12 protein-coding genes are annotated in these 14,163 nt (G+C 54.0%); 4 read left to right on the top strand and 8 right to left on the bottom strand.

Annotation, left to right across the window (positions count from 1 at the left end; translation table 11 throughout):
* The 4 genes from JL474_RS21295 to JL474_RS21280 form a co-directional block, all read right to left on the bottom strand.
* Positions 1-961: hypothetical protein (locus tag JL474_RS21295; RefSeq protein ID WP_236012437.1), on the bottom strand; the 961-nt coding region annotated here is incomplete at its 3' end.
* A 136-nt stretch (positions 962-1,097) separates the two neighbouring features.
* Positions 1,098-2,168: a hypothetical protein gene (locus tag JL474_RS21290; protein ID WP_203144019.1), complete on the bottom strand. Its 1,071-nt coding sequence runs from the start codon at positions 2,166-2,168 to the stop codon at positions 1,098-1,100.
* A gap of 337 nt (positions 2,169-2,505) precedes the next feature.
* Entirely contained in the window at positions 2,506-3,624 is a 1,119-nt protein-coding gene (locus JL474_RS21285) for a hypothetical protein (RefSeq protein WP_203144017.1), read from the bottom strand.
* A 2-nt stretch (positions 3,625-3,626) separates the two neighbouring features.
* Positions 3,627-4,013 carry a hypothetical protein gene (locus JL474_RS21280; protein ID WP_203144015.1) on the bottom strand — a complete coding sequence of 129 codons (387 nt, stop codon included), beginning with the start codon at positions 4,011-4,013 and terminating at the stop codon, positions 3,627-3,629.
* A 126-nt stretch (positions 4,014-4,139) separates the two neighbouring features.
* Between JL474_RS21280 and JL474_RS21275 the strand changes: the two genes are divergently transcribed.
* Positions 4,140-5,021, top strand: coding sequence for a formylglycine-generating enzyme family protein (locus JL474_RS21275; RefSeq protein ID WP_203144013.1), 882 nt, complete (start codon positions 4,140-4,142; stop codon positions 5,019-5,021).
* Between the two features lie 683 nt (positions 5,022-5,704).
* Positions 5,705-6,568, top strand: coding sequence for a formylglycine-generating enzyme family protein (locus tag JL474_RS21270; protein ID WP_203144011.1), 864 nt, complete (start codon positions 5,705-5,707; stop codon positions 6,566-6,568).
* A 445-nt stretch (positions 6,569-7,013) separates the two neighbouring features.
* Here JL474_RS21270 and JL474_RS21265 read toward each other — a convergent pair whose 3' ends face one another.
* Positions 7,014-7,418 carry a hypothetical protein gene (locus JL474_RS21265; RefSeq protein ID WP_203144009.1) on the bottom strand — a complete coding sequence of 135 codons (405 nt, stop codon included), beginning with the start codon at positions 7,416-7,418 and terminating at the stop codon, positions 7,014-7,016.
* Between the two features lie 424 nt (positions 7,419-7,842).
* Here JL474_RS21265 and JL474_RS21260 point away from each other — a divergent pair, with 424 nt between their 5' ends.
* Together JL474_RS21260 and JL474_RS21255 are read left to right on the top strand one after the other, a co-directional pair.
* Positions 7,843-8,706 carry a formylglycine-generating enzyme family protein gene (locus JL474_RS21260; RefSeq protein WP_203144007.1) on the top strand — a complete coding sequence of 288 codons (864 nt, stop codon included), beginning with the start codon at positions 7,843-7,845 and terminating at the stop codon, positions 8,704-8,706.
* Between the two features lie 339 nt (positions 8,707-9,045).
* Positions 9,046-9,909, top strand: coding sequence for a formylglycine-generating enzyme family protein (locus tag JL474_RS21255; RefSeq protein WP_203144005.1), 864 nt, complete (start codon positions 9,046-9,048; stop codon positions 9,907-9,909).
* 35 nt (positions 9,910-9,944) lie between these two features.
* Here the strand turns inward: JL474_RS21255 and JL474_RS21250 are convergent, their stop codons facing one another.
* From JL474_RS21250 to JL474_RS21240, 3 genes are all read right to left on the bottom strand, one after another.
* A complete protein-coding gene (locus JL474_RS21250) occupies positions 9,945-12,641 on the bottom strand; it encodes a LysM peptidoglycan-binding domain-containing protein (protein ID WP_203144003.1) in 2,697 nt (898 codons plus the stop codon).
* Complete coding sequence (locus JL474_RS21245; protein ID WP_203144002.1) at positions 12,622-13,488, bottom strand: DUF4123 domain-containing protein; 867 nt, start codon at positions 13,486-13,488, stop codon at positions 12,622-12,624. The genes JL474_RS21250 and JL474_RS21245 overlap by 20 nt, the downstream gene beginning before the upstream one ends.
* On the bottom strand, positions 13,457-14,163 hold a 707-nt coding region (locus JL474_RS21240), incomplete at its 5' end, for a bacteriophage T4 gp5 trimerisation domain-containing protein (RefSeq protein WP_407944072.1). The genes JL474_RS21240 and JL474_RS21245, both read right to left, overlap by 32 nt.

Here is a 14,163-nt window from a genome sequence, read left to right as displayed (position 1 = left end):
GGGCTTTGGCCAATTCGGCGCCTTCATTCGCTTTCCAGGCTTCCAGGTCTAGATCCCGCCAGTAGCGTGGCGGACGGTTGGTTTTATCGTCGTGTTCGGCGGTAACGGGATCCAGGTGGCGAAACGGCTCGAAGCGGGGCATATCCGGGATCGGCTGTGAGACATCCATAAACCGTTGCAGCATGTCCCAGAGCGCAAGGACTTCATTTTTGCTGGCTTCAACGCCACTGAGCCAGGTTTTGTTGAAGATCTTGCCGGTGTAGCGATGGACGAACATCAGCCGGTAGAAAATACCACCCCGCTGGACCACCCGTTCGACATAGGCGTCGAACTCGATAAACGGTGCTTCGAAATAGCGACCTTTGCCCAAGGCGAATTTGGCTTGGCCAGTAACGCGGTTGAATTCGCTCATGCCGTCGGCGAGGCAATTATCGACCTTTTTTTGGAGGAATTTCTCGAAAGGCTTGATTAAAGTTCCAATGCCTTTCTCCATTACCCAGTTTGTCGTCAAGTATACGAGATAGAGTGACAAGGCCAGGTAGCCAAAACTTCCAACGACTAGAGCTATAGCAAGCAAAAAATCCGGAGCATTGCTGGTGTTGGTCAACCAGTCCATAAATTCTAAAAACAGCAGAAACAGAGTGATAAAAATGGTGGCGACCCACGCGAACGGGACTGCTAGAGCGAGTGCTTTGAGCCCTAGTTTGTCATTTAGAAAGCGGAGGTGCTTATGTGTCCAGCCCCACCATTCATCATTATAAAACTCCTTATCGTCTGCCTCGCAGGACTGGACGTTAGTTACGTCCGCAATAATCTTTTTGTAGGGATTGATGGCTGCGTATTCACACCAAGGCTGCAGTTCATCTCCCGCTCTATTTCGCTTTTTGCTATCGGGCAATGGCGGCAAACATCCTGAGTTTAGCGCTTCATCAGCGTATCTCTCCGTTTTCTCGAGAGTCATACTTTAACCTCGGTTACGAACCAGTATGGGTCCGTGGTCTTGGAATGTGGATTCCAGAAACTACGTTCTTTCGGTGATGCACTGGTATTGGTAATGTGGAGCTTTCGTCAGCGGTTCGCTGAGCGACAGTGGTTTGCTAGATCGGTACAGCAGTCTCTGGACGCTGCTTGCGATAGACCTCCATTTCAACCTGCCCCAACTTTGGCGTTAATTTGCAGCGCCGCTGGTTCCACGGGAACTGCGCCTGGGCTTTGGCCAGCTCAGCCCCTTCATTCGCTTTCCAGGCTTCCAGGTCTAGGTCCCGCCAGTAGCGTGGCGGACGGTTGGTTTTATCGTCGTGTTCGGCGGTAACGGGATCCAGGTGGCGGAACGGCTCGAAGCGGGGCATATCCGGGATCGGCTGTGAGACATCCATAAACCGTTGCAGCATGTCCCAGAGCGCGAGGACTTCATTCTTGCTGGCTTCAACGCCACTGAGCCAGGTTTTGTTGAAGATCTTGCCGGTGTAGCGATGGACGAACATCAGCCGGTAGAAAATACCACCCCGCTGGACCACCCGTTCGACATAGGCGTCGAACTCGATAAACGGTGCTTCGAAGTGGCGACCTTTACCCAAGGCGAATTTGGCTTGGCCTGTAACGCGGTTGAATTCGCTCATGCCGTCGGCGAGGGAGTTGTCGACCTTTTTTTGGAGAGATCTCTCAAATGGTTTGAGAATGACTCCAAGCCCTTTAGTCATTATCCAGTTGGTAGTCGTTGGCAGAAGAAAGACGCCAGCAACTAACGAGATAATTAAAAGTGCGGTAGTCGTCAAAGTGGTTAAAAGCGTGGGAAAGTTCCATGCTGAAACAATTTTGATTGTCATCCAGCCTGTCAGAATGGGAACTATTCCAACCAGGAAAATAGTCCAAGCATAAGGAATCAAAACGACAAGGGCTTGAGTGCCCGTTCTATCGTTAATGAATTGCAGTCGCTGATGGTTCCATCCCCACCATTCATCGTTTTCGAAGTCTACACCGTTAGCTTCAACCGATTGCACGTCAGCCACATCCATGATGATCTTCTGATAGGGATTGACTGTTGCGTAGTCCCCCCAAGGTTGCAGCTCATCTCCAACTCGACTTCGCTTTTTGCAATCGGGCAAAGGCGGGATACATTCCGGGTTTAGCGATTCATCAGCGTATCTCTCCGTTTTCTCGAGAATCATACTTCAACCTCGGTTACGAACCAGAATAGATCAGGACCCCGCCGCCCTGGCGCCTTTTCCTCAGCATAAACCTACGCGTAGATTTCCGTGACAGGCCGAGTCGGCTGGGCGCCAGGTAGGTGATACGGCCTGAGGGGAAGAGCTCCACCTCTCCGGCATGGTGACGTTTATCAGTGGTCTTAGGATTCACCGATTGGCTCATGCGTAATGGTCCGGAGCGGTCGAAGATTGGTGGAGGGACCGCCAGAGGGGGCGTCCCTGGGAAGGCGGTTGTCCGGCTGGCGAGTTTCCATATCACCACGTAGTGACTCGTACCGGATCGCGTTTAATCAAGCCTCTAAGCCAGAATCGACTTGCCGTCTTCCTCTTCTTTGTACACCTCGGCAAATACCTCGAACGGCAGACGCCCTGGGCTGGCCTGTTGTTTCTGCCGCACCGTCCGGCTCAGACGTTTCAGCGTTTCGCTGGGTTGGGCCCATTCCGACTCCGGCAAAGGTTTGGACCAGCGAAGCACCGCTTCCGGAGTGGCTCGACGGTTGAGGCGTTGTACCTTGCGCACCTCCCACTCGGTCAGGATATTGGGCAACGTCCAAAGGTTCATAAGATGATAGGCGTACCAGAAGAACGGATACATCCGGCCAACCTCACCGTCCCGTCGGCGCTGGCGCATGCGTTTACGGGCATTGTAGAAGGTATGCACGCCTTCCCAGGGCGGATCGCCGGGCTTTTGCAGCTCCTGCATGACCTGGATCTCTTTGAGACTGTTGACCTCGTATTCCATGTAGGCCCGTAGCGCCTCCCAGGTGCTTATGGCCAGGGGCTGGCCGCCGCTCATCAGTTCCAGGCTGGTGCCCATGCCGGTATTCGGGTCGGCGCCGCCGAAGCCAAAACCGTACTGGGTCTGCACCCCGTACTCGGTTGCGCCCTTGGCCTTGATAACCCAGGCTTGGAGGTTTTCCCAGGGAACAATCACGGGCGTGTCCGAATCCGAAGGCACCAGGCACACTTCGCGACGCTGGCGGTTAAAGCGGGTGGGGACGACACCGCGAAGCTTGAAGTAGGCCTGAAGTCGAGGAAAAAGTAACACCAGAAGGCCGAAGAGAGCCATCGCCCCTCCGAATTTCAAACCATATAGGAACGTCTGGCCGAACAAACCCACAGCATCCCACCAGCCGTCTCCAATGGTTAAACCTCCAATAAACATTAAAAGAGGCAAAACAAGTGCCATTAACAGCAGCGTTCCTGTTGGTATACCCAAAGTCACCTGCCAACTGAACACGTTTGGTGAATACGCCCCAAGTTCCAGGTATTCGTCATTCAGTTCCGCAACAATATGGCTGTGGTCGACGGGGGGGAGCCCGGTCGGCAGCGGTAGGGGGGATAGGTAGGTTACCTCCCCGCTGGGGAACTTGTCGCTTCGCCCGGCCCGAGGGCCTTGGGTCTCAGTCTGGCTCATGATCAGACCGCCTCCAGCGGTACGTTTGGCCAATCCAGCTCATGCCAGATCGGGTTCTCTTTCGGAGGTTCCTGAACCGGCGATAATGGGAACTTGCTGTCGGGTTTGATCCATAGCATGTAAACATCTCCCACGTAGCGTTGATTGGACTGCAAGCTTTCGATTTTGACCATCAAGGCCAGTTCGCTGGTGACGATACCATGTTCGGTTTCTTCGTGGGGGGGCGACAGGAAGCCGATCTGCAGGTAGTTGGCGGATTCCGTGACCTCAAGCGTGTCCAGCCTGCTTCCGGCTGGATACGCCAACAGGCGAGTGAGACCTTGTGTTGCTGCGGCTGGCTGATGGGGTGGTCCAGGGCAGTCGCCGGCAGGCGGTGGCAGTTCAGGCAAAAGCCCAGGGGGCTCCCTTGTCGTGGTTACTGAGACTTTGACTTCAAATATTCAGATGATGGTTGCGACGCGCCGGAGCCTGTAGAATCGAGTCCAATAGATTTTTATCGGAAAGGATGCCGACCCATGCGAATCAAGCTGTTCCGCAGTCTCCCGTTTTTTGCCCTCCTGACCGCAGCCACCGGTTGCAGCTATTACTACGATTCCAAAGCCGACGAAATGGTCCAGCGCCAGATGGACGCGATGGTTTTCGTGAAAGGAGGGGAGTTCATAATGGGGAATCCGGGAGGCTGGGACACCAGTGAAGACAGCTTGCCGCCTCATAAGGTGAAGCTGGATGATTTTTATATCCAGAAGTACGAAGTCACCCAAGGGGATTTTGAGCTATTCCAGTCTGTAACAGGCTACAAACACTCCAACCGCTATTATCAGAAGAAGCGTGATGAAAAGACTGAGAGATATGATCCAGAACTCCCGGCGGTGACGTCCTGGACTGATTCTATGGCGTTTTGCAAGTGGCTAGGAGGCCGCAGTGGCAAGCCAGTGACTTTACCAACCGAAGCACAGTGGGAATATGCCGCGCGCGCAGGTGGTCGAATGCTTCGTTACGCAACAAAAAATGGAAAGGCAATAGCGGGTATCACCATGGCCGACGGACCGACGCCTCAGAACGTGGGGGATCGTACACCTGATAAGATGCTGCCTAAAGAATCTGGCTCTTTCCCGCCAAACCCCCTTGGTCTTTTTGATATGTCGGGGAATGTCAGCGAATGGGTCTATGATAAGTATGATAAAAATTATTATGAGAATTCCCCAGTGATTAATCCTATAGGGCCAACGGAAGGAGAGATATTTGCATATAACGGAGATAATTATCGCGTAACACGAGGCGGTACATATCAAGACTTTATGCTCAATACAACCGTTTCGCGAGACAAAATGACCGAAACTTTAAGCACGGAAACCTCTGGGTTTCGGTGCGCGCTATCTCCGTCCAGTCAAGAATAGATTTTTCGAAACCAAGCTTCGGTCCTATCAGCTTGCTCCGACTGAAATAGTCGCCTCAGTATTAGCTGCGAGTAATTTGATTGTAAGGTAAAAAAGTACCCTTTTTACCGTCAGCCCGCATACGTCGCAGTATTTCCATAAACTCTCGGTGATTATCGATGGTCTCCAGCAATTTTATTGATGCTTCTGCTGCGATAGCACGATATGGATCTGTGAAGCCTAAAAGTGGGGTGCTATCCTCAATAAGTATTGTGAGCAAATCGGCCTTGGCTTGAGGTGTCAATTTGTTAATGCTCCGATTGGATATTACTTGCCGTGCAAGAATTCCAACTTTTGTATCAGCGGTTGTTAAATCTTGCCAAATGAGATCGATTTGTTCGTAGCCACTCTCAATGGGTTAGTTAACGTCTTGTCCGCTTATAGTCGATACTATTCAGGAATATGTAGTTGAGCTTCAGTTTGAAACCGTTCGGCCCCGGTAACTGCGCGCTGAGCGAGGCCTGGCCATGGAGCAGGTGGAAGTCCAAGGCTATACGAGTCTTCTGGTTAGGCCTCTCCGTAGACTGTTGTCAGGACATGCTCTTAGGCTTTGATTTCAGACACCATGGACCTTGGTGGTGACTGACGCGCCAGAGCCTGTAGAATTTGGCTCAACAGATTACACTCGGTAAGGATGCCGATCCATGCGAATCAAGCTGTTCCGCAGTCTCCCGTTTTTTGCCCTTCTGACCGTAACCACCGGTTGCAGCTATTACTACGATTCCAAAGCCGACGACATGGTCCAGCGACAGATGGATGCGATGGTTTTCGTGAAAGGTGGGGAATTTATGATGGGTAACCCGGGTGGATGGAGCGTGCGGCACGACACTTGGCCACCCCATAAGGTAAAACTTGACGATTTCCATATTCAAAAGTACGAAGTTACTCAAGGGGATTTCGAGCTATTTCAAACTGTAACGGGCTATATTTCTTCGGACAAACGATACGATGAAAGGCGGGACGAGAATCCAGAAAGGTATGAGGCTGAACTGCCAGCTGTGGCTTCTTGGACGGACGCTACAGCCTTTTGCTCTTGGCTGGCAGACCGAAGTGGCAAGCCTGTATCTTTGCCGACCGAAGCTCAATGGGAATATGCGGCCCGCTCAGAGGGCAAGATGCTGAAGTATGGGACAAAAAGCGGTGAAGCGAAGGCTGACATTAATATGGCAGCCGGTCCTGATAAAAACGTCAGCAGTTCCAGAGAGCGTGACGAAGTTTTACCCCTGAAGCCGGGTAGCTTCCCTCCCAATGCTATAGGCCTCTACGATATGTCAGGAAATGCCGGTGAATGGGTTTTTGATTATTACCAAGAAGATTACTACAAAAACTCGCAGATTAATGATCCTCGAGGGCCTAAGACCGGGCATACTAGCATTCTACCCGGCCAAGTAGAGCGAGTGTGGAGAGGAGGAAGTTATCAAGAGTTCATTGGCAATACGACAGTTACCCGCCGTAGTGATCCTCAAGATTATGCATTTGGGAAGACAGGGTTTCGCTGTGCCTATTAGTTAAAAGCTATAATTAGTGATTGGCTGAAGTTATTAGCTGTAAATAGAAGAAAGCCATCTTTCTGTTCGATCAGACTCACTGGAGTTAAATAGTCCTTGTAGTATTAATTTTGAATAATTACGTTTCAGTGTGCTGAACGTTCCTTTGCGGTCAGGGCTTCCCATCCTCCGAAGAATTTCGATAAATTCTCGGTGGTTGTTAACTGTCTCAAGAACTTTACTCGAAGCTTTCAAACCGATCTCTATATATGTGTCTTTATAGCTGAGTATTGCGCTGCTATCCTGAATTAAAGGATTCAGTATTTGAGCTTTAGCGCTGGGGGTTAATTGGTCGACATCAGAGGTGGCCAATATTCTCTCCCCAGTGTCTCTTACTGCCGTATCTGGAGTGACAAGAGCCTCCCAGGCTTCGTTAAGAACGTCTGATGTCCTGCCGACCAGTTGCTCAAAAGGGGGGGGGGGCTCCAGCTGAGTAAATCTGTAACAAGAAAGAAACGTGTTCAAGCGCGGAGTCTTCGATCCACTCAAGAAGCCGAAAATCTAATCGCTCAAGGGGCCAGCGAATAAATTTCACCAGTTCCCACAATTGCTGGACGTTCAGCTCGGCGCCGACACCGCCACCACCACCGGCTCCGAGAACCAAGTGTCCTTTCAGATAAAGGACTACTTTGTTTTCAACCATTCCGACACTAAAATCAAATGCTGCCCCAATCCCTGCCGAAACCGCCAACTCTGGTTTCACATCCAGCAGTGACTTGAAAACCCCATCAACTGCCTGCTGGTCTTCATTGGCTGTCGCACCGGCATTTTGATCGGCGAGCACCTCCGCATAGGCCGCTTTCCACTTCACCCCGAAGCTGGCTTCGTTGCTGAGGCTGGCCCCGGCAAAGGCTTCGCCATTGGTTTCGCCGGAGAGGTCAACCTTGTGTCCCTCTGTCAGGACGTTGGCCTTGGCGGACAGCGACGCGCAGGCGAACCCCTGGATCTTGTACTCGGCATCGGCGCGAATATAGCCGCATTTCAGCGTCTTTTCCCCACCTTGGCCGTCGATGTAACGGAGTTCCAGTTCAGTGCCTTCTGGCCCCGGTAACTGGGCGCCGAGCGATGCCTGGCCCTGGAGCAGGCTGTACGAACCTTCTGGTTAGGCCTCTCCGTAGACTGTTTTCAGGACATGCCGTGAAGTTTTGATTTCAAACACCATGGTCCTTAGTGGTGACGCGCCAGAGCCTGTAGAATTTGCCCCAACAGATTTCACTCGGTAAGGAAGCCGACCCATGCGAACCAAGCTGTTCCGCAGTCTCCCGTTTTTTGCCCTTCTGACCGTAACCACCGGTTGCAGCTACTACTACGAATCCAAAGCCGACGACATGGTCCAGCGTCAGATGGACGCGATGGTTTTCGTGAAAGGGGCAGGGTTCATGATGGGAAACCCCGGTGGTTGGGACGGCAGCAAGGACAGTTGGCCGCCCCACAAGGTGAAGCTGGATGATTTTGATATCCAGAAATACGAAGTCACGCAAGGTGACTTTGAACTTTTTCAGGCCGTGACGGGGTACGAACATTCTGACAAGTATTACGGTGATGAGCGTGACGAGAAGCCGGAGCGCTATGAGCCTGAGCTACCGGCGGTCGCATCCTGGCAGGACGCCTCCGCTTTTTGTCGATGGCTGGGTGAACAAAGCGGGAAGCCCGTACAATTGCCGACCGAAGCGCAGTGGGAGTTTGCAGCCCGCGCACGCGGGCAGATGCTGAGATATGCAACGGAGAATGGTAATGCTGAACCCGACGTAACGATGGCAGCCGGCCCAGACCGAAATGCTCGTGATATGCGGGAGTACCACAATAAGCTGCCGCTGGCTCCCGGCAGCTTCCCGCCCAACCCGCTCGGCCTTTACGATATGTCAGGCAATGTGACGGAATGGGTCAGGGACAAATACAAGGAAGATTACTATGACCATTCTCCGGTCGATAATCCGCAAGGACCGGATGAAGGAAAAAAAGATACATATCGTGGTGAAAACTACCGCGTTTTACGCGGCGGAAGTTACCTCTCCTTTCTCGGAAACACCACCGTTACACGCCGTAAGGGGGGAGAGCCCCTTAGTTCTGAAATCAGAGGCTTTCGATGCGCCTACTAGAACTTGAGGGTGCATCAGTTCCGGAACGGGGCTGTTCATGAGTACAGCGCCTCCAGCCATTGGAAAGTCCGGTCGGCTTGCGCGGAATTGAAAAGCCTCTGCCGAATGAGCTTGGAAAAGTTGCGCTTGAAATCAACAAAAGACCCTTTCCCTTCCTCGTTGCCCATCCGCCGGAGAATCTCGACAAGTTCCCGATGGCTGCGAACGGTTTCCAGAGTTTTGATGGCCGCTTCGCCACTGGAGTGGGGTCTTGGGGTGGACCACCTGGTCCATAGTTCTTCTCTTCAGAAGCTTGTAGAATCAATATCAGCAGTCATATCTCGGAAAGGATGCCGACCCATGCGAATCAAGCTGTTCCGCAGTCTCCCGTTTTTTGCCCTTCTTACCGTAACCACCGGTTGCAACTACTACTACGAATCCAAGGCCGACGACATGGTCCAGCGTCAGATGGACGCGATGGTTTTCGTGAAAGGTGGGGAATTTATGATGGGTAACCCAGGTGGATGGAGCGTGCGGCACGACACTCGGCCACCTCACAAAGTGGTACTGGACGATTTCCATATCCAGAAGTACGAAGTCACCCAAGGGGACTTTGAGCTCTTCCAGGCTGTGACGGGATATGAGCATACCGACGAAAGATACGAAAACATGCGCGATGAGAAGCCGGAGCGCTACGAACCAGAGCTACCGGCGGTCGCATCCTGGCAGGACGCCTCCGCTTTCTGTCGATGGCTGGGTAAACAAAGCGGAACGCCCGTGCAATTACCGACCGAGGCACAGTGGGAATTCGCGGCTCGAGCCCGGGGCCAGATGCTAAGATACGCCACGGAGAATGGTGAGGCGAAAGCTGACGTAACGATGGCAGCCGGACCAGCCCGAAGTGCCCACAATATGCGTGAGATCCGTAATAAGCTACCGCTGGCACCCGGCAGCTTCCCTCCCAACCCGCTAGGCCTTTACGATATGTCAGGCAATGTCAGTGAGTGGGTCCGAGATAAATATAAAAAAGACTACTACGAAAACTCACCCGTCCAGGATCCGCAAGGGCCGGACGAAGGACAAAAGGATATATTTTTTGGTGAAAACTATCGCGTTTTGCGTGGTGGGAGCTATCAAGAATTCATAGGCAACACGACAGTCACTCGCCGAAAAGGAGCAGAGACTCTAGGTTCCGAAATCAGAGGCTTTCGATGCGCCTACTAGAACTTGAGGGCGCATCAGTTCCGGAATGGGGCTTTTCATGAGTACAGCCCCTCCAACCATCGGAAAGTCCGGTCGGCTTGCGCGGAATTGAAAAGCCTCTGCCGAATGAGCTTGGAAAAGTTGCGCTTGAAATCAACAAAAGACCCTTTCCCTTCCTCATTGCCCATCCGCCGGAGAATCTCGACAAGTTCCCGATGGCTGCGAACGGTTTCCAGTATCTTGATGGCGGCCTCGGCACCAATGGCTCTATAGGGATCCTCGAAGCCGAGGAGTGCAGAGCTGTCTTCTACCAGAATAGTTAGAAGCGCAGCTTTGGCAGGTGGGGTTAACTGCGACAATTGATTATGCTGCAACACTTTCTGAGCAGTGTCCCTTACTTTTGTATCGGCTGTCGTCAGTCGCTCCCACAGGATATCCATTTGTTCAGCGCCTTGTTCCATTACAGCCTCGAAATCCTCAGAACTGACGGCGAACACCTTAAGCAAGAATGTGATGTGCTCAAACGCCGTCTCTTCGATCCACTCAAGAAACCGAAAATCTGAGCGTTCAAGGGACCAGCGAATAAATTTCACCAGTTCCCACAGTTGTTGGACGTTCAGCTCAGCGCCGACACCGCCACCGCCGCCGGCTCCAAGAACCAAGTGTCCCTTCAGATAAAGCACCACTTTGCTTTCAACCATACCAACACTGAAGTCAAAAGCAGCCCCAATCCCTGCCGAAACCGCGAACTCCGGTTTTACATCCAGCAGCGACTTGAAGGCATCATCGACCGCCTGCTGGTCTTCATTGGCTGTCGTACCGGCATTTTGATCAGCGAGCACCTCCGCATAGGCCGCTTTCCACTTCACCCCGAAGCTGGCTTCGTTGCTGAGGCTGGCACCGGCAAAGGCTTCGCCATGGGTCTCGCCGGAAAGACCGACTTGGCCGGTGTCACTGGATACCCGGGCCTGAGCGGACAGTGACGCGCAGGCGCCGGCGAACCCCTGGATCTTGTACTCGGCATCGGCGCGAATGTAGCCACACTCCAGGGTCTTTTGCGCACCTTGCCCGTCGATGTAGTCGAGTTCCAGTTTGAAACCGTCCGGCCCCGGTAATTGGGCGCCGAGCGAGGCCTGGCCCTGGAGCAGGCTGTACGAACCCTCGAGTTTACCGCCGATGTAGGCTTCGCCTTTGCTTGGGTTGTAGACAGCTTCCAGCCCGGCCTGGGACGCAAATCGGAACATCTGGGCTTCGGCGTCCGCCGAGAATCGGCCATCCTCGCTTTCGGTGTGCTCCTTAAACAGCTCGACTTCCAGCTGGTTGAAAAAGTTGTTGTCCGAGCTTTTCCATTCGGCCAGTTTGAGCTTGAGGCTTTGTTCGGTCTTGAGACTGTCTCCGGCTTCACCCAGGGCCCGTTTGAAATCACCGCTCGTCATGGCCGCCCGGACATCGGCCATCTTGAGGGGGCGCCAGTTTTGACGGATCTGGGCCAGGACTTGGCGGCGCATATAGCGGTATCCGCCTGCGGCGGTGTGTTTGACCTCGACAATGGGACGCGAGGGCATGGTGTCCATTTGCGGTTTTGCCACCACATCCACGGTGTGTGGCGGGCTGGTTTCCACCAGCCGCTGTAGCATGGCTTCCTGCTCCTCAATCAGGCGCTTGAGTTCCTCGTTTTTCTTGCGGCTGGCTTCGAACTCCTCCCGGTCAATCAGGTTCCAGAGGAACACCGCGACCGTGGCCTGGCCCATATAGTGACGAACCTGGTCCATAACCGGTGTGGTTTCTTCTTCCAGTTCGTTGAGTCGCTGCTGTCTTTGCACCAGCTCGTTCATATCCGACTCGCTGATGAAGTTGGGCCAGGCTGTTGCCTGTTTCAGTTCCTCGGACTCGGTTTGTAGTTGGGCCTTCTGGGTCTGCGAGACGTCGCTGGATGAGGTGGCCACGCGGTAGCGGATCTCGGCTTCCAGGGCGGCCCTGAGCATCTTGAGACGCTTTTCGAGGTTGTCGCGATTGGTGCGCGCCCGCTGTCGGGCGAGTTTCTGGGCCTCGACGATGGCTTCCACGGTGGGCTGCTGGCCCTCAAGCTCGACGCAGAGGGTGGTAAACACCTTCAGCGACAGCTGGTCGCGAGGGCTGTCCAGCGGGCGTTGCTGGGCCGGCAACAGGATCTGGCTCCGGATCTGGCCGATTTCCCATTTGATACGGTGCAGGCGCCGTTCCTGGCGTTCCAGTTCCTGATTCTCTTGGGTCCAGCGGGCTTCGTATTCGGTGAGCAGGTCTTCGGCGGTCGTGCTCTCCTTGGGCCGGGGCAGTGCGCCGAGCTCCTTCAGTTGGTTCCAGGCGGCTTCCCGGGCGGCCGGGATGTCATCCACAGACCCGGCTTCAGCTTGTTTGAGTTCTTTCAGGGGCGCATGCAGGGTCGAGACTTCCGCATCGACTTCATCCAGTTGGGCCTGGGTCAGGGCGTAAACGGTTTCAGTATCTTCTGTTACGTGCAGAAAGGCGACGTATTCCAACTGGCAGGCGCTGCACTCAACGTCGTCTGTGCTGGAATCGTTGGCCGATTGTGCCGGCGGGAGAGCCGGGCCTGATTCGGGTCGGCCTGCGGGTATGGAAAGCCGCCAGCCGGCCTCGATGTGGTCGGGATCGGTAATAAACGTATTCTCCGCCTGTAATTCCGACACGGACACTTGGTGGGCGGCGGCGATCTGCGAGAGGGTGTCCCCGGCTTTAACCTGATACTGCGGCATGACTCGACTCCGAGAGGCTTTCCATAGCCATTAAACGTTCCTGGGGTGTCATGGACGGGTCGTGCATGACTTTTTCAAACGGCGGTGTTTTCTGGAAGCTGGCGCCATGTTGGAGAGCTAATCTGAGCCAGCGCTCCTGGCCTGATGCTGTGGCTATTCCAGCGTCGCGAGCTTCTGCTAGGCGTTCCATAATCCAAAGGCGTGGCGTGCTCTCGGCCGTGAGATTGGATTGATAGATCTCATGAAGGCGGATGGCTCTATCTGCCGCCCGATACTGTGGGATGTTGACGAGGTCGTGTCTTGATAATGCCGGTGCCGAACCAGAAAGATCGTCGGTCCCGGATTCAGGGTTACGGTAAGTCTGCCATTTCCAGCCATCATGCCAGGACCATTTTTCGCCCGCGCGAACGACGCGTTGTCGTTTGTCACCTAAAGCGGCCATCAACGCACCCAGCATTCTAGGTTCATAGAAACGGAAAAGGGATGCGTCATCACCGGCCATGCAGAGGAGCATTGATCCGAAATAAGTTTGTGCCACTTCGAAATTCATGGATGTCTCAACAAGAAGGCCAAGCGGCTTGCTTTCCAAGCTTTTTGAAAGAGCTTGTGTGAAGTCCTTGTGATCGGAAATATCGATCAAAATTGGACCGCTCCGCCAAGCCTTCTCCCATCGACTATTCGCCAGGAGGCTGCTCCATTCAATGGTTTGGCCGTTCATAGAGCCATAAAGCTGGTTGAGAAAACTTTCATCCACCGCCAGATCTACGATGGCGAATCGTGGTGTAGAGGCTGGTCGTGTTTCTAACCCAAGATTTTCAAATGTGTTGATGTATTCTGCAGCGTCCATCGGCATCGAACTCGCAATCGGAAACAATGAGTCCGCCCTTATTGGCGGCTTCTTTCAGCAGCGTCTCTGGGAAGACTGCTTCGGTCGTCTGGTCTTGTTTGGCCTCAACTCCAAACGGCAATTCAGGCGTGGTAGCTGCTGCGCTGCTGCCGCTCCCCGGCGCCCCGCCGGAGTTGATCTTGAGCGTGGGGCCGGAGAGGGTGACGCCGCTGGCGTCGACTTTCAGGAAGCTGCCGCCGGCGGCGATGGTGAGTTCGGCGCCGGCGTCGAGGACGACTTTGGCGCCGGCTTTGTAGTGCGCTTCACTGCCAGCCTCGGTGAGGGTGGCGGTGCCGGACTTCTGGTGGAACGTGCCACCGACCGTCAGGCTCATGTCCTTTCCGATTTTCTCCCGCTTCTCTCCATCAATGGTGCTGTGGTCGTTGGCCTTGATGTGGGCGTAGCGGTCGTTGTCGACGGTCAGGTGGCTGTTGTGGTGGACCACCTCGGTGCGGTCGTTCTCGGTCAGCAGGTCCAGGTCCTTCTGGGCGTGGACGTAGATCTGTTCCTTGTCGGCCTCGTCCTCGAAGCGCAGTTCGTTGCTGCCCTCGCCCTTGTGGGTCTGGGTCTTCAGGGTCGTTCGGGTCTTGTGCTCCGGCAGCGCGTAGGGCGGCGTGTTGGTGGCGTGATAGGTGC

The sequence above is a fragment of the Marinobacter mangrovi genome (genome assembly GCF_016798325.1).
Taxonomy (GTDB): Bacteria; Pseudomonadota; Gammaproteobacteria; order Pseudomonadales; family Oleiphilaceae; genus Marinobacter_A; species Marinobacter_A mangrovi.
The sequence above is the reverse complement of the archived record's forward strand: the minus strand, read 5'-3'. Positions and strand labels throughout refer to the sequence as shown.

Bases quoted from the DNA above. Each gene is read 5' to 3' on its own strand.
- JL474_RS21290 (WP_203144019.1), bottom strand. From the start codon at position 2,168: ATGATTCTCGAGAAAACGGAGAGATACGCTGATGAATCGCTAAACCCG.
- JL474_RS21285 (WP_203144017.1), bottom strand. From the start codon at position 3,624: ATGAGCCAGACTGAGACCCAAGGCCCTCGGGCCGGGCGAAGCGACAAG.
- JL474_RS21275 (WP_203144013.1), top strand. From the start codon at position 4,140: ATGCGAATCAAGCTGTTCCGCAGTCTCCCGTTTTTTGCCCTCCTGACC.
- JL474_RS21270 (WP_203144011.1), top strand. From the start codon at position 5,705: ATGCGAATCAAGCTGTTCCGCAGTCTCCCGTTTTTTGCCCTTCTGACC.
- JL474_RS21260 (WP_203144007.1), top strand. From the start codon at position 7,843: ATGCGAACCAAGCTGTTCCGCAGTCTCCCGTTTTTTGCCCTTCTGACC.
- JL474_RS21255 (WP_203144005.1), top strand. From the start codon at position 9,046: ATGCGAATCAAGCTGTTCCGCAGTCTCCCGTTTTTTGCCCTTCTTACC.
- JL474_RS21250 (WP_203144003.1), bottom strand. From the start codon at position 12,641: ATGCCGCAGTATCAGGTTAAAGCCGGGGACACCCTCTCGCAGATCGCC.
- JL474_RS21245 (WP_203144002.1), bottom strand. From the start codon at position 13,488: ATGGACGCTGCAGAATACATCAACACATTTGAAAATCTTGGGTTAGAA.